At 50.1% G+C, this 21390-nt stretch carries 18 protein-coding genes; 9 read left to right on the plus strand and 9 right to left on the minus strand.

Annotated features, from left to right (window positions below; translation table 11 throughout):
* Window positions 1-62 precede the first annotated feature (62 nt).
* From ACJHXB_RS05775 to blr, 3 genes are all read right to left on the minus strand, one after another.
* The gene (locus ACJHXB_RS05775; protein ID WP_001306099.1) at window positions 63-503 is read right to left on the minus strand and encodes a DUF2569 domain-containing protein; all 441 of its coding nucleotides are present in this window, start codon (window positions 501-503) and stop codon (window positions 63-65) included.
* An 85-nt stretch (window positions 504-588) separates the two neighbouring features.
* A complete protein-coding gene (gene ydgT, locus ACJHXB_RS05780) occupies window positions 589-804 on the minus strand; it encodes a transcription modulator YdgT (RefSeq protein WP_000217950.1) in 216 nt (71 codons plus the stop codon).
* A gap of 272 nt (window positions 805-1076) precedes the next feature.
* Window positions 1077-1202: a division septum protein Blr gene (gene blr / locus ACJHXB_RS05785; protein WP_001296096.1), complete on the minus strand. Its 126-nt coding sequence runs from the start codon at window positions 1200-1202 to the stop codon at window positions 1077-1079.
* A gap of 242 nt (window positions 1203-1444) precedes the next feature.
* Here blr and ACJHXB_RS05790 point away from each other — a divergent pair, with 242 nt between their 5' ends.
* Window positions 1445-2485, plus strand: coding sequence for an oxidoreductase (locus ACJHXB_RS05790; protein ID WP_001282546.1), 1041 nt, complete (start codon window positions 1445-1447; stop codon window positions 2483-2485).
* Between the two features lie 35 nt (window positions 2486-2520).
* Here ACJHXB_RS05790 and add read toward each other — a convergent pair whose 3' ends face one another.
* From add to malX, 3 genes are all read right to left on the minus strand, one after another.
* Window positions 2521-3522, minus strand: coding sequence for an adenosine deaminase (gene add / locus ACJHXB_RS05795; RefSeq protein ID WP_000567521.1), 1002 nt, complete (start codon window positions 3520-3522; stop codon window positions 2521-2523).
* A 103-nt stretch (window positions 3523-3625) separates the two neighbouring features.
* Window positions 3626-4798 carry a bifunctional maltose regulon transcriptional repressor/cystathionine beta-lyase MalY gene (gene malY, locus ACJHXB_RS05800; RefSeq protein WP_000459388.1) on the minus strand — a complete coding sequence of 391 codons (1173 nt, stop codon included), beginning with the start codon at window positions 4796-4798 and terminating at the stop codon, window positions 3626-3628.
* Between the two features lie 9 nt (window positions 4799-4807).
* The gene (malX, locus tag ACJHXB_RS05805) at window positions 4808-6400 is read right to left on the minus strand and encodes a PTS maltose transporter subunit IICB (RefSeq protein WP_000125609.1); all 1593 of its coding nucleotides are present in this window, start codon (window positions 6398-6400) and stop codon (window positions 4808-4810) included.
* A gap of 174 nt (window positions 6401-6574) precedes the next feature.
* Between malX and malI the strand changes: the two genes are divergently transcribed.
* The 6 genes from malI to uidC all read left to right on the plus strand — a co-directional run bounded on the left by malI (window position 6575) and on the right by uidC (window position 14177).
* Window positions 6575-7603, plus strand: coding sequence for a mal regulon transcriptional regulator MalI (gene malI, locus ACJHXB_RS05810; protein WP_000179509.1), 1029 nt, complete (start codon window positions 6575-6577; stop codon window positions 7601-7603).
* A gap of 111 nt (window positions 7604-7714) precedes the next feature.
* Window positions 7715-8482, plus strand: a complete 768-nt coding sequence (gene hdhA / locus ACJHXB_RS05815; protein ID WP_000483362.1) for a 7-alpha-hydroxysteroid dehydrogenase — start codon at window positions 7715-7717, stop codon at window positions 8480-8482.
* Between the two features lie 228 nt (window positions 8483-8710).
* Window positions 8711-9301, plus strand: a complete 591-nt coding sequence (gene uidR / locus ACJHXB_RS05820) for a DNA-binding transcriptional regulator UidR (protein WP_000969092.1) — start codon at window positions 8711-8713, stop codon at window positions 9299-9301.
* Window positions 9302-9691: 390 nt separating this feature from the next.
* Complete coding sequence (uidA, locus tag ACJHXB_RS05825) at window positions 9692-11503, plus strand: beta-glucuronidase (protein ID WP_000945908.1); 1812 nt, start codon at window positions 9692-9694, stop codon at window positions 11501-11503.
* Window positions 11500-12873, plus strand: coding sequence for a glucuronide transporter (gene uidB, locus ACJHXB_RS05830; protein ID WP_001075890.1), 1374 nt, complete (start codon window positions 11500-11502; stop codon window positions 12871-12873). The genes uidA and uidB overlap by 4 nt, the downstream gene beginning before the upstream one ends.
* Window positions 12874-12911: 38 nt before the next feature.
* Window positions 12912-14177 carry a glucuronide uptake porin UidC gene (uidC, locus tag ACJHXB_RS05835; protein ID WP_410233470.1) on the plus strand — a complete coding sequence of 422 codons (1266 nt, stop codon included), beginning with the start codon at window positions 12912-12914 and terminating at the stop codon, window positions 14175-14177.
* Between the two features lie 45 nt (window positions 14178-14222).
* On the opposite strand, the gene ACJHXB_RS05840 is transcribed toward uidC, so the two are convergent.
* Window positions 14223-15731 carry a YdgA family protein gene (locus ACJHXB_RS05840; protein ID WP_001043335.1) on the minus strand — a complete coding sequence of 503 codons (1509 nt, stop codon included), beginning with the start codon at window positions 15729-15731 and terminating at the stop codon, window positions 14223-14225.
* Between the two features lie 100 nt (window positions 15732-15831).
* Entirely contained in the window at window positions 15832-17007 is a 1176-nt protein-coding gene (manA, locus tag ACJHXB_RS05845) for a mannose-6-phosphate isomerase (RefSeq protein WP_410233471.1), read from the minus strand.
* Window positions 17008-17205: 198 nt separating this feature from the next.
* Between manA and fumB the strand changes: the two genes are divergently transcribed.
* Window positions 17206-18852, plus strand: coding sequence for a class I fumarate hydratase (gene fumB / locus ACJHXB_RS05850; protein ID WP_000066644.1), 1647 nt, complete (start codon window positions 17206-17208; stop codon window positions 18850-18852).
* Window positions 18853-18994: 142 nt separating this feature from the next.
* Window positions 18995-20398 (plus strand): class II fumarate hydratase, encoded by a 1404-nt coding sequence (gene fumC, locus ACJHXB_RS05855; RefSeq protein WP_001099085.1) that lies wholly within the window; start codon window positions 18995-18997, stop codon window positions 20396-20398.
* Here the strand turns inward: fumC and tus are convergent.
* Entirely contained in the window at window positions 20395-21324 is a 930-nt protein-coding gene (gene tus / locus ACJHXB_RS05860) for a DNA replication terminus site-binding protein (RefSeq protein WP_001469165.1), read from the minus strand. The genes fumC and tus overlap by 4 nt on opposite strands.
* Window positions 21325-21390: the final 66 nt, after the last annotated feature.

Below are 21390 nucleotides of genomic sequence, written 5' to 3' on the forward strand. Positions count from 1 at the left end.
TAAAAAAGCCGCCTATTATCCGTTAATCCAGAGCAGGCGACAACAGGTTAACTGTAAGGTTATTACGGATTCACAAACGTCGCTTTCACCCGCGACGAGCGTTTAAAATAGGGGACGATCAATGCGGTTGCCAACAAAGTAAACAGTAACTGGCGAACGGCTATGCCATCTTCCACGGGTGAAAAAGCGAACGCTTTTACTGCCAGCAATACGGAAATAAGCAGCCAGATAATATAGTGTTTAGGAACACAACGCCGACGTTTAAAGAAAGCGATGGTCAACCACAGTGTGTAATACCACATGGCGATAGCGGTAATAAAAGAAACGCCCCATAAGATTTGTGTCGTCAGTGCTTGTTCGCCGAGCGTTTGAAATGTTTGCGGAGAAGATAACGCAGCGGTATACAGCAACAACGCCAGCGTCGTACTTAACAGAGCGACTAAAAGCCAGGCCAATGGGCCAAGCAACCAGCCTCCAATACGTTGTGGCGTTGTGGTGGTCATAGGTTCTCCAGAATAGCGGCGCAAACAGGCAAATCTAATTTTAGGGGCGTTATTATAAGGCTTTTATAACCGATCGCTACTTTCTTTATTGGACATAGTGCCAGACGGACTTCGGTACCTGGCCGAGGTCAAACAAACGCCCGCCAGAAACCAGCTCTGCGCGACGGTGATCGGCAGCACGATACATATTGATCAGTTCCTGATCGTCCGTCAGGGTGTAATTAAGATGGTCGTAGAGTTTTTCCAGACTTTCGAGTGAACTGATTTTGCGAAATTTTAATAAGTAGTCCTGAACAGTCATAAAAGGTCCATAAAATAATTAATACCAAAGGGGTAGGTATTATTAGTGATGATAAAATTTCACCAAAAGTGAACGCTTGTGTTATTACAATAATAAGAATGCGCTGATGGCAAATATTCAGGGATGAAAAACTGCTCTGAAAAGAGTAACGCGCTTTACTATCTCTGACAATCACCAACAACATCGAACAAGATAATAAATTCCTGGTTTAATATCCGACAAGTGAAAACATGCACCCGGACGGGCAGCATGTCGCTCTACAAGCGCAGAGCTTACTTGTGTTGTACCGTAGTACTCTGTTCAGGTGGCTGATAGTTGTCAATGTGACTTGCCACGCCAAGAAGAATGACTGAAACGACAAGAACGATCCAACCTGTTAATTCAATAAGACGATTCATTACAGCCCACATCTCTGTTGATTGATCCATTAACTTCAGGGGGTAAATGTTACTTAGCAATAATAGCTCCAGCAAGATTTTTACTGAGGTTTTTGCGATATTTAGCTTTTGTCGTTGGAAAATTCGCTATTTTTTTGACTTAAGTTAAACAACATCCCTTATTGCTGGCAGGTTATTAAACTGTTGAGCGAGGGTAAAGGATAGTGTCAAATAGCCATCATACTTCAATGAGAGGCAATGACATGAGCGACAACATCCGTGTTGGGTTGATTGGGTATGGTTATGCGAGCAAAACCTTCCATGCGCCCCTGATTGCGGGCACGCCCGGGCTGGAACTGGCGGTAATCTCCAGCAGCAATGAAACAAAAGTAAAAGCCGACTGGCCAACGGTTACGGTTGTCTCTGAGCCGAAGCATCTGTTTAACGATCCCAACATAGACCTGATTGTCATTCCTACACCCAACGATACCCATTTCCCGTTAGCCAAAGCGGCGCTTGAGGCGGGTAAACATGTGGTCGTTGATAAACCCTTTACCGTGACACTGTCACAAGCGCGAGAGCTGGAAGCGCTGGCAAAAAGCCTGGGGCGTGTGCTGTCTGTATTCCATAACCGTCGCTGGGATAGCGATTTCCTGACGCTAAAAGGTTTGCTCGCGGAAGGCGTACTGGGTGAAGTTGCTTACTTTGAGTCTCATTTTGACCGCTTCCGTCCGCAGGTGCGCGATCGTTGGCGTGAACAGGGCGGCCCTGGCAGCGGTATCTGGTACGATTTAGCACCGCATCTTCTTGATCAGGCCATTACGCTATTTGGTTTACCGGTTAGCATGACGGTAGATTTGGCACAGTTACGGCCCGGAGCGCAGTCGACTGATTATTTCCACGCCATCTTGTCCTATCCGCAGCGGCGAGTCATTTTACACGGCACCATGCTGGCAGCCGCTGAGTCAGCACGTTATATCGTGCATGGATCCCGAGGCAGTTATGTGAAATATGGCCTCGATCCACAGGAAGAACGTCTGAAAAATGGCGAGCGTCTGCCGCAGGAAGACTGGGGCTACGATATGCGTGATGGCGTACTTACCCGCGTGGAAGGTGAGGAACGTGTCGAAGAAACGCTGTTGACAGTACCAGGGAATTATCCGGCTTACTATGCGGCTATTCGTGATGCGTTAAATGGCGATGGTGAAAATCCGGTTCCGGCAAGTCAGGCAATCCAGGTAATGGAGTTGATTGAGCTGGGCATCGAATCCGCCAAACATCGCGCGACGCTGTGCCTTGCGTGAAAAGAGGATGGTGCAATTAGCACCATCCATTTTTGTTACTTCGCAGCGACTTTTTCTCGCAGTGCGCGTTTTTCCTCTGCGCTGAGGAAAGCCATTTCCAGACCATTAATCTGCGCCTGGCGGATTTGCTCGCGGGATAACCCAGCAGCCGGCGCGGCAACGGTATATTCGTGAATGATATCCACTCCCTGTACGCCGGGATCGTCAGTGTTAATGCTGGCACGAATGCCATGCTCAAGGAACGTTTTCAGCGGATGTGCCGCCAGCTCTGCCACGGTGCTGGTCTGAATATTGGAGGTCAGACAGGATTCAATACCAATTTGCTGCTCGGCGAGAAAATCCATCAGCGCCCGATCTTCAATGGCTTTTACGCCATGTCCAATACGTTCCGCCCCCAGTTCACGAATCGCCTGCCAGATGCTTTCCGGCCCGGCAGCTTCGCCTGCATGGACGGTAATATGCCAGCCCGCATCACGCGCGCGGTTGAAGTGAGAAAGGAACAGACTTCCCGGGAAACCAAGTTCATCACCGGCTAAATCAAGTGCGGTAATCTGGTCACGATGGGCTAAAAAGGCCTCCAGCTCTTGCTGACAGGCGGCTTCACCGAAGGTCCGGCTCATAATGCCGATAAGCTTCGCCTGCACACCAAAGGTACGGCAACCTTCACATACGCCATCGATCACCGCTTCGACAACACCCGCTACAGGCAGCTGATGAGCCATTGCCATGTAGCCCGGTGAAAAACGCAGCTCGACATAGTGCAGGCCGTTACGGGATGCATCTTCAATGTTTTCAAATGCCACGCGGCGACAGGCATCAAGAGAGGCGAGAACTTTAACGCCCCAGTCAAGTTTGGTCAGAAAGCTCACCAGATCGGGTTCGTTGGCAATGACCTGAACGTGGGGAATCAGTGTTTCCAGGGATTGTGCAGGAAGCGAGATATTATACTGGCGGCCAAGTTCAAGAATGGTCTGGGGACGAATGTTGCCATCAAGGTGGCGATGGATATCAGTTAATGGCAGGGTGGTATCAATCATGGTCGCACTCTTTTTCTGGATATAAAAGTGCGCACCATTATAAAAACAAAGCAGGGTAAAAATCCACGATTGCGCAACGATTTTTTACGTTGCGCAATTGGGGTTAACGAACAGCGCGGATGGCGTTAATTAATCCAGCAACACCCTTTTCCAGTTTCGAACGTGGGCAGCCGGCATTGAGACGGACAAAACCACGACCTTCTTCACCGTAGGTATACCCCGGCATGATCGCGACCTTCTCTTGCTCGATAAGCGCTTTTTGCAACGCGTTGTCGTCAATATTCAACGGACGTAGATCAAGCCAGGCCAGATAAGTGGATTGCGGGATCTGCCAGTTGAGTTCAGGGAACGCGGCGTTCATTTTATCTGCGATATACGTCAGGTTATCTTTCAGATAGACGCGTAAGGCATCCAGCCACGGCGCGCCTTGCTGATAGGCGGCGATATGGGCAGTTAACGCCAGTACTGAAGGGGAAGAAAGGCCATCACGTCCTTTCAGTGCCGATAAATAGGCATCACGGCTGCTGCAATTTTCTATAATCCCGTAAGCACCGGTCAGGGCGGGAATATTGAAACTTTTCGATCCCGACGTTAGCAATGCCCAGTCTCCGCGCGCCACATTACTCCAGGGAATATGCGGCTGCTCGCCCCAAACCATATCCATATGGATTTCATCGGAAATAACCCGCACACCATGACGCTCGCACAGGTCAGCCATGATCTCCAGTTCATCGCACGTCCACACTTTCCCGGTAGGATTCTGTGGGCTACACAGGAGCATAATTTTACATTCTGGTTTCGCCAACACGGCTTCCAGCTTGCCCATATCGCAAAACCAGCCGTCAGCCCGCTTCTCTAAAGCGACGGGCATTACTGTGCGCTGGTTACCTTCAATGGCCTTGTAAAATGCGTCATAGGCGGGTGTGTGGATCACCACGCCTTCACCTTTTTCAGACCACTGACGAATCAGTTCCGAGACCATGTAGATAACAGAAGGGCCATACACTACCGACTGCGTATCAATTGCGGTGTAATGCTGGGTGGAAAACCAGTGGGCAATAGCCGCGAGAAACTCATCGTTTTTCCAGCGGCTGTAGCCAAACACGCCGTGCATCAGGCGCTGATTCAGCGCCTCGATAATGCAGGGGGCAGTGGCAAAATCCATGTCTGAAATCGTGAACGGTAACAGGTCAGCAGTGCCGAAACGGTCAGCGACATAATCCCACTGCGTACACCATGTGCCATGACGATCCACGACCTTTGAAAAATCGAACATATCTTATCCTTATGCCTGGACAGTATGCATCAGACCGGCCATTTCATCTTTTACTGACTGAACTTGTGGCCCGATAACAACCTGCAGGTTATGTTGATTAAGTTGTACTACGCCAATTGCCCGATTGTCCTTCAGTGCCTGCACATTAACAAGCGACATATCTTTCACAGACAAACGCAGACGGGTAATGCAGTTATCGAGGCTGACAATATTGTCGGCACCGCCTAAGGCTTCGAGGATTGCCGGAACGTTGTAACCTGATTTACCCGGCGCACCGGCAACGGCTTTTTCGATTGAGCTGGCAACTTCGCTATCGCGCCCCGGGGTTTTCAGATTGAAGCGGGTGATAGCGAAACGGAAGATGACGTAGTAAACGACAAACCAGATTGCCGCCACCACTGGCACCATGTACCACTTGGTTGACAGACCATGCAAAATACCGAACACCACGAAGTCGATGATATTGCCGTCGGTATTACCGATGGTGACGCCGAGCACAGACATGACGGTGAAGCCGAGGCCGGTTAACAGCGCGTGAATGACATACAGAACTGGCGCTACGAACAGGAACAGGAATTCCAGCGGTTCGGTCGTGCCGCCAACGACGCAGGCGATCAGGCCAGAAATCAGCAGACCTTTAATTTTATGGCGATTTTCCGGGCGCGCGCAGTGATACATAGCTAACGCTGCACCTGGCAGACCGCCGAGAAACGCAGGCATTTTACCTTGCGAAAGGAAACGCGTGGCGCTTTCAGAAAAACCGTGAGTGGTCGGGCAACTCAATTGCGCCTGGAAGATGGTCAGTGCGCCGCTGACGGTTTGACCGCAGACTTCCTGCGTGCCGCCTGCGTCGGTAAAGCGAATTAATGCCACCAGAATGTGATGCAGACCAAACGGCAATAGCAGACGTTCACCGGTACCAAACAGCATCGGTCCGAAATCACCCGCGCTGTTGATCATATGGCCCAGGCCGCTAATACCCATGGCGAAAATCGGCCAGACTAATGGAATCACCAGGCCGACAAGGCCCATCACCAGCGAGGAGATGATTGGTACGAAGCGCGTACCGCCGAAGAATGCCAGCGCATCCGGCAGGCGGATATTATGGAAACGTTCATGCAGCATCCAGACGATAATACCGGCGATCACTGCACCGAGGATCCCGGTGTCGATCGACTGGATCCCAAGAATGCTCTGAATGTTATTGGCTTTCAGAACCGCGGCGTCCGTGGTTGGCAGAATGCCTTTATTGGTCAACCAGAAGTTTACCGCGAGGTTCATTACCGCATAACCGACGAAGCCAGCGAATGCCGCTACGCCTTTGTTTTCGCGTGCCAGGCCCAGCGGGATGGCGATGCAGAACATGACTGGCAGGAAACTAAAAGCAAACGAACCAATCTTACTCATCCAGGTAAAGATAGCCTGCAACACGGGGTTGCCCAGGACCGGGATTAGGGTGATGACATCATGGCTGCTAAGAGAACTACCAATGCCGAGCATAATGCCGCAGAACGACAATAATGCCACGGGTAACATGAAGGTTTTGCCTAGCTGCTGGAAGAACTCCCACAGCGTGACTTTCGGTGCTGTTTTCGCCGTCATAAAACGACTCCTCGTAGAGAACAATCTGGATTCAGTAAATTGCGCGAGAAGATAAAACGTTTTATCAAATTTTAGTGAGGCATAAATCACATTACGCAACGATAATAGCGGGTATAAGATAAATAAAAGGTAAAACGTTTTATCTGTCACATAATCAGGGAGTAGGTCATCTGCATGGCTACCGCCAAAAAAATAACCATTCATGATGTTGCGCTGGCTGCGGGCGTGTCGGTAAGTACCGTTTCGCTGGTGCTAAGTGGCAAAGGGCGAATCTCTACCGCCACAGGAGAACGCGTTAACGCCGCCATTGAAGAGCTGGGATTTGTGCGCAATCGTCAGGCGTCGGCGCTGCGCGGCGGGCAAAGCGGCGTCATTGGTTTGATCGTCCGTGATTTATCTGCGCCGTTTTACGCCGAATTAACGGCCGGATTGACGGAAGCTCTGGAAGCGCAGGGACGGATGGTTTTTTTGCTTCACGGCGGTAAAGACGGCGAGCAGTTGGCACAGCGGTTTTCACTGTTACTGAATCAGGGGGTCGATGGTGTGGTAATTGCCGGGGCTGCAGGAAGCAGCGATGACCTGCGACGGATGGCAGAAGAAAAAGCTATCCCGGTGATTTTCGCTTCCCGTGCCAGTTATCTTGATGATGTTGATACGGTTCGCCCGGATAACATGCAGGCTGCACAGTTGTTGACGGAGCATCTCATTCGCAATGGGCATCAGCGTATCGCCTGGCTGGGAGGGCAAAGTTCCTCATTAACCCGGGCAGAACGGGTGGGGGGCTATTGTGCAACTCTACTAAAATTTGGCCTGCCGTTTCACAGTGATTGGGTGCTGGAGTGCACTTCCAGCCAGAAGCAAGCCGCGGAAGCTATCACGGCGCTTTTACGTCATAACCTGACCATCAGTGCCGTGGTTTGCTATAACGAAACTATTGCGATGGGGGCATGGTTTGGTTTGCTGAAAGCAGGGCGGCAAAGCGGGGAAAGCGGAGTCGATCGTTACTTTGAGCAACAGGTTTCGCTGGCGGCATTTACTGATGCGACACCAACCACACTTGATGATATACCTGTTACCTGGGCCAGCACGCCAGCGCGGGAACTTGGTACCACACTTGCGGATCGCATGATGCAAAAAATCACCCATGAAGAGACGCATTCACGTAATCTTATTATTCCCGCCCGGCTCATTGCGGCGAAATAATCCTCTCTTTATCTGCTATACCTGGTAGTGTCCTTTCCTCAAGGTTAATGATAAAAAATGTGGCACACAGGCGGTGCCTTTTATTTTTACTGAAGTTCACAGGAGGTTTATGTGTTTAATTCTGACAACCTGAGACTCGACGGAAAATGTGCCATCATCACAGGTGCCGGTGCAGGTATTGGTAAAGAAATTGCCATTACATTCGCGACAGCTGGCGCATCTGTGGTGGTCAGTGATATTAACGCCGACGCAGCTAACCATGTTGTAGATGAAATTCAACAACTGGGTGGTCAGGCATTTGCCTGCCGTTGTGATATTACTTCCGAACAGGAACTCTCTGCACTGGCAGACTTTGCCGTCAGTAAGCTGGGTAAAGTTGATATTCTGGTTAACAACGCCGGTGGCGGTGGTCCTAAACCGTTTGATATGCCAATGGCGGATTTTCGCCGTGCTTATGAACTGAATGTGTTTTCTTTTTTCCATCTGTCACAACTTGTTGCGCCAGAAATGGAAAAAAATGGCGGTGGCGTTATTCTGACCATCACTTCTATGGCGGCAGAAAATAAAAATATAAACATGACTTCTTATGCATCATCTAAAGCTGCGGCCAGTCATCTGGTCAGAAATATGGCGTTTGACCTGGGTGAAAAAAATATTCGGGTGAATGGCATTGCGCCGGGGGCAATATTAACCGATGCCCTGAAATCCGTTATTACACCAGAAATTGAACAAAAAATGTTACAGCACACGCCGATCAGACGTCTGGGCCAACCGCAAGATATTGCTAACGCGGCGCTGTTCCTTTGCTCGCCTGCAGCCAGCTGGGTAAGCGGACAAATTCTCACCGTCTCCGGTGGTGGGGTACAGGAGCTCAATTAATACACTAACGAACCGGTAAACAGCCGTATGTGTTGTTTACCGGGATAGCGTGTGTAATTCATCAACGTCTCTGCGAAACAACTGGCAGCCAAATCACGGCTATTGGTTAACCAATAGCTGGGTGAAAAGTATACGAATAGAGTGTGCCTTCGCACTATTCAACAGCAATGATAGGCGCTCACCTGACAACGCGGTAAACTAGTTATTCACGCTAACTATAATGGTTTAATGATGGATAACATGCAGACTGAAGCACAACCGACACGGACCCGGATCCTCAATGCTGCCAGAGAGATTTTTTCAGAAAATGGATTTCACAGTGCCTCGATGAAAGCCATCTGTAAATCTTGCGCCATTAGTCCCGGGACACTCTATCACCATTTCATCTCCAAAGAAGCCTTGATTCAGGCGATTATCTTACAAGACCAGGAGAGGGCGCTGGCCCGTTTCCGGGAACCGATTGAAGGGATTCATTTCGTTGACTATATGGTCGAGTCTATTGTCTCTCTCACCCATGAAGCCTTTGGACAACGGGCGCTGGTGGTCGAAATTATGGCGGAAGGGATGCGTAACCCACAGGTCGCCGCCATGCTTAAAAATAAACATATGACGATCACGGAATTTGTTGCCCAGCGGATGCGTGATGCCCAGCAAAAAGGCGAGATAAGCCCAGACATCAACACGGCAATGACTTCACGTTTACTGCTGGATCTGACCTACGGTGTACTGGCCGATATCGAAGCGGAAGATCTGGCGCGTGAAGCGTCGTTTGCTCAGGGATTACGCGCGATGATTGGCGGTATCTTAACCGCATCCTGATCCTCTCTCTCTTTCCGCGGGCTGGTGACAACTGAGCCCGCGTTTCATATCGTAATTTCTCTGTGCAAAAAATATCCTTCCTGGGTTCGGAGAATTCCCCCCTAAATATTCACCGTAGCCATATGTCATGAGAGTTTATCGTTCCCAATATGCTCGAACGAACGTTCGATTGCTTATTTTGTGGCTTATGTCAACGCTGTTTTAAAGATTAATGCGATCTATATCACGCTGTGGGTATTGCAGTTTTTGGTTTTTTGATCGCGGTGTCAGTTCTTTTTATTTCCATTTCTCTTCCATGGGTTTCTCACAGATAACTGTGTGCAACACAGAATTGGTTAACTAATCAGATTAAAGGTTGACCAGTATTTTTATCTTAATGAGGAGTCCCTTATGTTACGTCCTGTAGAAACCCCAACCCGTGAAATCAAAAAACTCGACGGCCTGTGGGCATTCAGTCTGGATCGCGAAAACTGTGGAATTGATCAGCGTTGGTGGGAAAGCGCGTTACAAGAAAGCCGGGCAATTGCTGTGCCGGGCAGTTTTAACGATCAGTTCGCCGATGCAGATATTCGTAATTATGTGGGCAACGTCTGGTATCAGCGCGAAGTCTTTATACCGAAAGGTTGGGCAGGCCAGCGTATCGTGCTGCGTTTCGATGCGGTCACTCATTACGGCAAAGTGTGGGTAAATAATCAGGAAGTGATGGAGCATCAGGGCGGCTATACGCCATTTGAAGCCGATGTCACGCCGTATGTTATTGCCGGGAAAAGTGTACGTATCACCGTTTGTGTGAACAATGAACTGAACTGGCAGACTATCCCGCCGGGAATGGTGATTACCGATGAAAACGGCAAGAAAAAGCAGTCTTACTTCCATGATTTCTTTAACTATGCCGGGATCCATCGCAGCGTAATGCTCTACACCACGCCGAACACCTGGGTGGACGATATCACCGTGGTGACGCATGTCGCGCAAGACTGTAACCACGCGTCTGTTGACTGGCAGGTGGTAGCAAATGGTGATGTCAGCGTTGAACTGCGTGATGCGGATCAGCAGGTGGTTGCAACTGGACAAGGTACCAGCGGGACTTTGCAAGTGGTGAATCCGCACCTCTGGCAACCGGGTGAAGGTTATCTCTATGAACTATGCGTCACAGCCAAAAGCCAGACAGAGTGTGATTTCTACCCGCTGCGCGTCGGCATCCGGTCAGTAGCAGTGAAGGGCGAACAGTTCCTGATCAACCACAAACCGTTCTACTTTACTGGCTTTGGTCGTCATGAAGATGCGGATTTGCGCGGCAAAGGATTCGATAACGTGTTGATGGTGCACGATCACGCATTAATGGACTGGATTGGGGCCAACTCCTACCGTACCTCGCATTACCCTTACGCTGAAGAGATGCTCGACTGGGCAGATGAACATGGCATCGTGGTGATTGATGAAACTGCAGCTGTCGGCTTTAACCTCTCTTTAGGCATTGGTTTCGAAGCGGGCAACAAGCCGAAAGAACTGTACAGCGAAGAGGCAGTCAACGGAGAAACCCAGCAGGCGCACTTACAGGCGATTAAAGAGCTGATTGCGCGTGACAAAAACCACCCAAGCGTGGTGATGTGGAGTATTGCCAACGAACCGGATACCCGTCCGCAAGGTGCACGGGAATATTTCGCGCCACTGGCGGAAGCAACGCGTAAACTCGACCCGACGCGTCCGATCACCTGTGTCAATGTAATGTTCTGCGACGCTCACACCGATACCATCAGCGATCTCTTTGATGTGCTGTGCCTGAACCGTTATTACGGTTGGTATGTCCAAAGCGGCGATTTGGAAACGGCAGAGAAGGTACTGGAAAAAGAACTGCTGGCCTGGCAGGAGAAACTGCATCAGCCGATTATCATCACCGAATACGGCGTGGATACGTTAGCCGGGCTGCACTCAATGTACACCGACATGTGGAGTGAAGAGTATCAGTGTGCATGGCTGGATATGTATCACCGCGTCTTTGATCGCGTCAGCGCCGTCGTCGGTGAACAGGTATGGAATTTCGCCGATTTTGCGACCTCGCAAGGCATATTGCGCGTTGGCGGTAACAAGAAGGGGATCTTCACCCGCGACCGCAAACCGAAGTCGGCGGCTTTTCTGCTGCAAAAACGCTGGACTGGCATGAACTTCGGTGAAAAACCGCAGCAGGGAGGCAAACAATGAATCAACAACTCTCCTGGCGCACCATCGTCGGCTACAGCCTCGGTGACGTCGCCAATAACTTCGCCTTCGCAATGGGGGCGCTCTTCCTGTTGAGTTACTACACCGACGTCGCTGGCGTCGGTGCCGCTGCGGCGGGCACCATGCTGTTACTGGTGCGGGTATTCGATGCCTTCGCCGACGTCTTTGCCGGACGAGTGGTGGACAGTGTGAATACCCGCTGGGGAAAATTCCGCCCGTTTTTACTCTTTGGTACTGCGCCGTTAATGATCTTCAGCGTGCTGGTATTCTGGGTACCGACCGACTGGAGCCATAGCAGCAAAGTAGTGTATGCATATTTGACCTACATGGGCCTCGGGCTTTGCTACAGCCTGGTGAATATTCCTTATGGTTCACTTGCTACCGCGATGACCCAACAACCACAATCCCGCGCCCGTCTGGGCGCGGCTCGCGGGATTGCCGCTTCATTGACCTTTGTCTGTCTGGCATTTCTGATAGGACCGAGCATTAAGAACTCCAGTCCGGAAGAGATGGTGTCGGTATACCATTTCTGGACGATTGTGCTGGCGATTGCCGGAATGGTGCTTTACTTCATCTGCTTCAAATCGACGCGTGAGAATGTGGTACGTATCGTGGCGCAGCCGTCATTGAAGATCAGTCTGCAAACCCTGAAACGGAATCGCCCGCTGTTTATGTTGTGCATCGGTGCGCTGTGTGTGCTGATTTCGACCTTCGCGGTCAGCGCCTCGTCGTTGTTCTACGTGCGCTATGTGTTAAATGATACCGGGCTGTTCACTGTGCTGGTACTGGTGCAAAACCTGGTCGGTACTGTGGCATCGGCACCGCTGGTGCCGGGGATGGTCGCGAGGATCGGTAAAAAGAATACCTTCCTGATTGGCGCTTTGCTGGGAACCTGCGGTTATCTGCTGTTCTTTTGGGTTTCGGTCTGGTCACTGCCGGTGGCGTTGGTTGCGTTGGCCATCGCTTCAATTGGTCAGGGCGTTACCATGACCGTGATGTGGGCACTGGAAGCTGATACTGTAGAATACGGTGAATACCTGACCGGCGTGCGAATAGAAGGGCTCACCTATTCACTATTCTCATTTACCCGTAAATGCGGTCAGGCAATCGGAGGTTCAATTCCTGCCTTTATTTTGGGATTAAGCGGATATATTGCCAATCAGGTGCAAACGCCGGAAGTTATTATGGGCATCCGCACATCAATTGCCTTAGTACCTTGCGGATTTATGCTACTGGCATTCGTCATTATCTGGTTTTATCCGCTCACGGATAAAAAATTCAAAGAAATTGTGGTTGAAATTGATAATCGTAAAAAAATGCAGCAGCAATTAATCAGCGATATCACTAATTAATATTCAATAAAAATAATCAGAACATCAAAGGTGCAACTATGAGAAAAATAGTGGCCATGGCCGTTATTTGCCTGACGGCTGCCTCTGGCCTTACCTCTGCTTACGCGGCGCAACTGGCTGACGATGAAGCGGGACTACGCATCAGACTGAAAAACGAATTGCGCAGGGCTGATAAGCCCAGTGCTGGCGCGGGAAGAGATATTTACGCATGGGTACAGGGAGGATTGCTCGATTTCAATAGTGGTTATTATTCCAATATTATTGGTGTTGAAGGCGGGGCGTATTATGTTTATAAATTAGGTGCTCGTGCTGATATGAGTACCCGGTGGTATCTTGATGGTGATAAAAGTTTTGGCTTTGCCCTAGGGGCAGTAAAAATAAAACCCAGTGAAAGTAGTCTGCTTAAATTAGGTCGCTTCGGGACGGATTATAGTTATGGTAGCTTACCTTATCGTATTCCGTTAATGGCTGGCAGTTCGCAACGAACATTACCGACAGTTTCTGAAGGAGCATTAGGTTATTGGGCTTTAACGCCAAATATTGATCTGTGGGGAATGTGGCGTTCACGAGTATTTTTATGGACCGATTCAACAACCGGTATTCGTGATGAAGGGGTGTATAACAGCCAGACGGGAAAATACGATAAACATCGCGCACGTTCTTTTTTAGCCGCCAGTTGGCATGATGATACCAGTCGCTATTCTCTGGGGGCATCGGTACAGAAAGATGTTTCCAATCAGATACAAAGTATTCTCGAGAAAAGCATACCGCTCGACCCGAATTATACGTTGAAAGGGGAGTTGCTCGGTTTTTACGCGCAACTCGAAGGTTTAAGTCGTAATACCAGCCAGCCCAATGAAACGGCGTTGGTTAGTGGACAATTGACCTGGAATGCGCTGTGGGGAAGCGTATTTGGCAGTGGTGGTTATTTGCGCCATGCAATGAATGGTGCCGTGGTGGATACCGACATTGGCTATCCCTTTTCATTAAGTCTTGATCGTAACCGTGAAGGAATGCAGTCCTGGCAATTGGGCGTCAACTATCGTTTAACGCCGCAATTTACACTGACATTTGCACCGATTGTGACTCGCGGCTATGAATCCAGTAAACGAGATGTGCGGATTGAAGGCGCGGGTATCTTAGGTGGTATGAACTATCGGGTCAGCGAAGGGCCGTTACAAGGGATGAATTTCTTTCTTGCTGCCGATACAGGGCGGGAAAAGCGAGATGGCAGTACACTGGGCGATCACCTGAATTACTGGGATGTGAAAATGAGTATTCAGTATGACTTTATGCTGAAGTAAGAAAAAAATGCCGGAGAGAAAAATCTCCGGCGTTTTGGCTGTGAATTACTGCTGCGGAATAGCGGGTACAGCCGGAACGTTTAATGCCGGCATCGCAAACATCCCAACAAAATCTTCCAGTGGCATTTTCTGCCCGTTTAACGTGATCTGACCGTTAGCATATTGCAGGCTGGTGGTGATGGTATTGTCCTGCAAGGTGGTCAGACGGAACATCTGCCCCATTGCTGACGCACCTTCAACTTGCTGTTTCGCCAGTTTTTTCGCTTGATCTTCCTGATAACCTTCCAGCTTCGCTACCTGAGTCATCAACTCAGTTGCCATATCCACCGGAATGGTCAGTTTCGCATCCAGAGATTTAACCGAACGGTCTACTTCCTGCGCCAGCGTTTGCGGCGCTTCTTTAGTCGTTGCCGGATCTTTCAGGAACAGCGACAGATTCAGCGCACTTTCACCCTGACTGTTTTTCCAGCTTAGTGGCGCGATAGTAATCACCGGATCGCCTTTCAGCAGCAGCGGCAGGGCGCTAAAGAAGGCTTCCGTCACTTTCTCCTGATAAAGTTCGGGATTGTTGGCAATTTCTGGCTGTGCCAGCAGCGCCTGAGTTTGCGCGTTATATTGCTGGCTAAACTGATGCCAGGCTTCGCCATCAATTTGGCCGACTTTTAGAGTCAGCTTGCCACTGCCCAGATCCTGATTCTGTACCTTCAGGCTGTTTAGCGAGTAATCCAGTTGGCTATTGATCGTTTTACCGTCATTGACCAGATCCGATTTACCGCTGATCTCCATGCCTTCCAGCAGTGCCAGTTCTTTGCCTTCCACTGAAATGGTCATTTTTTCCAGTGACAGTTTTTGGTTTCCTACGCGCTCACCAAAACTTGCCAGCGTGCTGGAACCGTCGGTTTTCAGATTATTAAAGGTCAACTGCACTTTCTGGTTGTATTCGTTAACTGCGTCTATCCGACCACTTTGCGCCTCCCCGGAAAGGGAGATAGCTTTGCCGTCTCTGTCCGCATTTAACTGGAACTCGCCGCCGCTAAAGGCGACTTTTTCATCCTTTTGCTCGTAATTCAGCGGCTTGAGCGAAATATCGGAACTGGAATCTCCGCTGTAACCAATGCGGGAGTTAATCTCAAAAGGCGTTTCACCTTTTGCCATATCAAACAGTGGCTTGCTAACTTCGTTATTAACCAGCGTGGTTTGAATTGATGCCATCGACGGGATCAGGTTCAGTTTTTTTAGCTGGGCAAGGGGGAAGGGACCATGATCAACCGATTCGTTGAAGATGACGCTCTGACCGCTTTTAATCCACGGATTTTCTTTCCCGGCAATGGGTTTCACCAACAGTTGCAACTGGCTGCTGAATACGCCGCGATGATAGTTTTGATAACTGACTTCCAGGTTGGATTCAGGAGCGGTCAGTTTGAGTTGCGCGTTCGCCTGCGCGACCATGTCTTCGAGATGGGTTTCAATCTTCTTGCCTGTATACCATGCGCCGCCTGTCCAGACTACGCCTAGCGCAACAATGACGCCTACCGCTACCAGCGATTTATTCATAATGATTATCCATAAAATGAAATCAGGCGGACTGGCCGCCTGAAGGTGTTATAAGCCTTTAATAAGCTTAGCAAGAGATGTTAATTTTTTCAGTAAGCTCTTACAGCTTGTTGTAAACACGCGCTAAACGGCCGTGGCCTTTGACAGTCACCGGTGATTCGTTGGCGGCAATAAACGCTGATTCACCCGGTTTAAGCTGTAACTGCTGAGAACCTTTCCACAGCGTTGCATCGCCTTCGACGCAGAACAAAATGGCGGCACTCTGCTGGCTGATGGTGGTTTCTTTATCACTAAGGTCATGCAGCGAGAAGGCAAAATCATCAACAGGAATCGGGAAGTCCAGTTCTGCACCTTGTTTCACCGGCTGGGTCAACAACTGGTTAGCCGGTTTGGCTTCGAACTTCACATTGGCAACCAGTTCCGGAATATCAATATATTTAGGCGTCAGACCCGCACGCAGCACATTATCGGAGTTCGCCATCACTTCCAGCGCTACGCCTTGCAGGTAAGCGTGCGGCGTTTCAGCGAACAGGAACATCGCTTCGCCAGGATTCAATTTCACCACATTCAGCAACAGCGGGGAGAACAGACCGCTGTCATCCGGGTAAAATTCAGAAATTAAACGAATCGTTTGCCACGGTTCACCCTGCTGACTGTCGAGCGCCGATTTTAAAATCGCCAGCGCGCGGAATTTTTCTTCCCCCTGCATATTCAGCAGGCTGGCGAACAGTTCGCTTAAACGTTCGGCATCAGGCTGTTGTAAAAAGTGAGCAATCGCCGGATGTGCACCTGCGACTGGCTGGAGTAGGGAGACAATCTCGGAAAATTCACGAAACGCGTTCATCGCAAGGAAAGGCGTCAGCGCAAAAACCAGCTCCGGCTTGTGGTTAGGATCTTTATAGTTACGCTCGGCGGCATCCATCGGAATACCTGCGGCATTTTCTTTGGCAAAACCGATTTCAGAATTGCGTTTGTTTGGATGAACCTGAATGGAGAGCGGCTGTGCTGCGCATAATACTTTGAACAGGAAAGGCAGTTCGCCAAAGCGTTTGGCAACGGCCTCTCCGAGCAGAGTCGATTTATCACTCTCAATCACATCACGCAGTGAAACGATATCTCCGGCGGCATTCTGCACCCGTGAACTGCTTTTCGGATGTGCGCCCATCCACAGCTCGGCCATCGGCTGGCTGGACGGATTTTCCATACCATAAAGTTCAGTCAACGCCGTTTTGCTGCCCCAGGCATAGTTTTGCACTGAGTTAATGAGTTTTTGCATGATCAATCCCTGTTTTAATGTGGAAATTAATCCCGCTATTAAAGCAAGAATCCTACGGGAAGTAACCTGGAGCCGCAAAAAGTCGTACTAGTCTCAGTTTTTGTTAAAAAAGTGTGTAGGATATTGTTACTCGCTTTTAACAGGGCAACGGAACACCCGCCCAGAGCATAACCAAACCAGGCAGTAAGTGAGAGAACAATGTCAAACAAACCCTTTCATTATCAGGCTCCTTTTCCACTCAAAAAAGATGATACTGAGTATTACCTGCTAACCAGCGAACACGTTAGCGTATCTGAATTTGAAGGGCAGGAGATTTTGAAAGTCGCACCCGAAGCGTTAACTTTGTTGGCGCGTCAGGCGTTTCATGATGCGTCATTTATGCTGCGTCCGGCTCACCAACAACAGGTGGCCGACATTCTGCGTGACCCGGAAGCCAGCGAAAATGATAAATATGTGGCGCTGCAATTCCTGCGCAACTCCGACATCGCGGCGAAAGGCGTTCTGCCAACCTGTCAGGATACCGGCACCGCGATTATTGTTGGTAAAAAAGGGCAGCGTGTATGGACCGGTGGCGGTGATGAAGCGGCGCTGGCACGCGGTGTCTATAACACTTATATCGAAGATAATCTGCGCTACTCGCAAAACGCGCCGCTGGATATGTATAAAGAGGTGAATACCGGCACCAATCTACCAGCGCAGATCGATCTTTATGCCGTTGATGGCGACGAGTACAAATTCCTCTGTATCGCCAAAGGTGGCGGTTCGGCAAACAAGACGTATCTCTATCAGGAAACCAAAGCGTTACTAACGCCGGGGAAACTGAAAAATTACCTGGTTGAGAAGATGCGCACGCTGGGTACGGCGGCCTGTCCTCCCTATCATATTGCATTTGTGATTGGTGGAACTTCTGCGGAAACGAACCTTAAAACGGTGAAACTGGCTTCCGCTAAATACTATGATGAATTGCCAACGGAAGGGAATGAGCACGGTCAGGCGTTCCGCGATGTGGAACTGGAAAAAGAATTGCTGATCGAAGCGCAAAATCTTGGTCTGGGTGCGCAGTTTGGTGGTAAATACTTCGCTCACGACATCCGCGTGATTCGCCTGCCACGTCACGGCGCATCCTGCCCGGTCGGAATGGGCGTCTCCTGTTCCGCTGACCGTAATATCAAAGCGAAGATCAACCGTCAGGGGATCTGGATCGAAAAACTGGAACATAATCCAGGCAAATATATTCCGGAAGAGCTGCGCAAAACGGGAGAAGGCGAAGCGGTGCGCGTTGACCTTAACCGTCCGATGAAAGAGATCCTCGCACAGTTGTCGCAGTACCCCGTTTCTACACGCTTATCGCTTAACGGCACGATTATCGTCGGTCGTGATATTGCTCACGCCAAACTGAAAGAGCGGATGGATAACGGTGAAGGGCTGCCGCAGTACATCAAAGATCATCCGATTTACTATGCGGGTCCGGCCAAAACGCCGGAAGGTTATGCCTCCGGTTCTCTTGGCCCAACGACCGCCGGACGGATGGATTCTTATGTCGATCAACTGCAAGCGCAGGGCGGAAGTATGATCATGCTGGCGAAAGGCAACCGCAGCCAGCAGGTGACGGATGCCTGTAAAAAACACGGCGGTTTCTACCTCGGTAGTATCGGTGGTCCGGCAGCTGTATTGGCGCAGGGAAGCATTAAGAGCCTGGAATGTGTTGAATATCCGGAACTGGGAATGGAAGCCATCTGGAAAATTGAAGTGGAAGATTTCCCGGCGTTTATCCTTGTGGATGATAAAGGAAATGACTTCTTCCAGCAGATACAACTCACACAGTGCACCCGCTGTGTGAAATAAACAGAGCCGCCCTTCGGGGCGGTTTTTTTACATGGCACGAAAGACCAAACATTTGTTATCAAATAGTAAATAATGAGTGAGCTAAAAGTTGCTTAACGAAAGCAAAACAGAAAGAAAAATTTAATCAGGTGAGGAGCAGGCCATGAATACAGTACGCAGCGAAAAAGATTCGATGGGGGCGATTGATGTCCCGGCAGATAAGCTGTGGGGCGCACAAACTCAACGCTCGCTGGAGCATTTCCGCATTTCGACGGAGAAAATGCCCACCTCACTGATTCATGCGCTGGCGCTAACCAAGCGCGCAGCGGCAAAAGTTAATGAAGATTTAGGCTTGTTGTCTGAAGAGAAAGCGAGCGCCATTCGGCAGGCGGCGGATGAAGTACTGGCAGGACAGCATGACGACGAATTCCCGCTGGCAATCTGGCAGACCGGCTCCGGCACGCAAAGTAACATGAACATGAACGAAGTGCTGGCTAACCGGGCCAGTGAATTACTCGGCGGCGTGCGCGGGATGGAACGTAAAGTTCACCCTAACGACGACGTGAACAAAAGCCAAAGTTCCAACGATGTCTTTCCGACGGCGATGCACGTTGCGGCGCTGCTAGCGCTGCGCAAGCAACTCATTCCGCAGCTTAAAACCCTGACACAGACGCTGAATGAGAAATCGCGCGCATTTGCCGATATCGTCAAAATTGGTCGTACCCACTTGCAGGATGCCACGCCGCTAACACTGGGGCAGGAGATTTCCGGCTGGGTAGCGATGCTGGAGCATAATCTCAAACATATCGAATACAGCCTGCCGCATGTAGCGGAACTGGCTCTTGGCGGTACAGCGGTGGGTACTGGACTAAATACCCATCCGGAGTATGCGCGTCGCGTGGCAGATGAACTGGCAGTCATTACCTGCGCACCGTTTGTTACTGCGCCGAACAAATTTGAAGCGCTGGCGACCTGTGATGCCCTGGTTCAGGCGCACGGCGCGTTGAAAGGGTTGGCTGCGTCACTGATGAAAATTGCCAATGATGTCCGCTGGCTGGCCTCAGGCCCGCGCTGCGGAATTGGTGAAATCTCAATCCCGGAAAATGAGCCGGGCAGCTCAATCATGCCGGGGAAAGTGAACCCAACCCAGTGTGAGGCATTAACCATGCTCTGCTGTCAGGTGATGGGGAACGACGTGGCGATCAACATGGGGGGCGCTTCCGGTAACTTTGAACTGAACGTCTTCCGTCCGATGGTGATCCACAATTTCCTGCAATCGGTGCGCTTGCTGGCAGATGGCATGGAAAGTTTCAACAAACACTGCGCAGTGGGCATTGAACCGAATCGTGAGCGAATCAATCAATTACTCAATGAATCGCTGATGCTGGTGACTGCGCTTAACACCCACATTGGTTATGACAAAGCCGCCGAGATCGCCAAAAAAGCGCATAAAGAAGGGCTGACCTTAAAAGCTGCGGCCCTTGCGCTGGGGTATCTTAGCGAAGCCGAGTTTGACAGCTGGGTACGGCCAGAACAGATGGTCGGCAGTATGAAAGCCGGGCGTTAATCTGCAACATACAGGTGCAGCCGTGGAATGATCAAACGAAGCGGCTGCGCCTGTGGTTTATAACGGTGTTGCACATTGTCGGCATCGTAATTTAACAACTCCCCAACGTCCGGCACGCCCGCGCCATTATCCCGATTAATCAGCGCAATAAGCGGTGTAGGGCAAGCGTATTGTACTTGTTTTTGATCTCCTTTGTACCAGACGCGGGCAATCGGCTGCACCTTCACCGGACGTTTGATTTTTAACTTCGCGTCCTGTGGCAGGGTAGCAATATCCTGATACTCTCTCTCCAGTTTTCTTTGCCACTCCTCGCGCGTCCACGGTGCGACACTGCGCGGTGATTTCAGGCTTTTTTCCAGCTGTGCCAGGACTTCATCACGATGCAAATTCTTAATGATATGTTTATTGGCCCAGCCAAAACGTAAAGTGGCGGGGTCGTGCAGAACAGTGAGCGTTCGGTAAGCATTAAGGGTGATCAGCCCCGGCAAATGACGATGCACCCATTCAAAACGCGCCGCTGTGGGGAGTTCTGACTCAACCGTGACGATATGCTCGAACGTAGTTTTGAGTTGATTGATGCGCTGAATATGACTGACCAACGCTGCTTGCGAAAGGTTATCGACCTGGTAACACAACACGCCAGGTAGACGAACAGCGGCCTTGCTGCTGCGATTTTCGGACTGTTGTTGAATAAATAAATGGCGGAAATGACGCAACGCCAGCGACTGCGCGTCGTTGCCGAGATGTTGTTTTACCTCAATACGATTAAGCGGATTATGCTCATCCTCTTTTTTTACCTCCGGCAAAGAGAACACGCGGGCAACCAATAGCTTGTGTTGCTCAAGATGAGCGGCAAATGCAGCCAGCTCTTGTTCCATCTGGCGAAAAGTAGTGTTGAGTCGGTCTACGAGATCGTAACGCGCCATAATATTAACCACTTTAGTTACAACATCCTTATTTTATAGCACAATGGTGGTGACTTGACCACCGTG

Source organism: Escherichia sp. WS3227_2 (assembly GCF_046486495.1).
Lineage (GTDB): Bacteria > Pseudomonadota > Gammaproteobacteria > Enterobacterales > Enterobacteriaceae > Escherichia > Escherichia coli.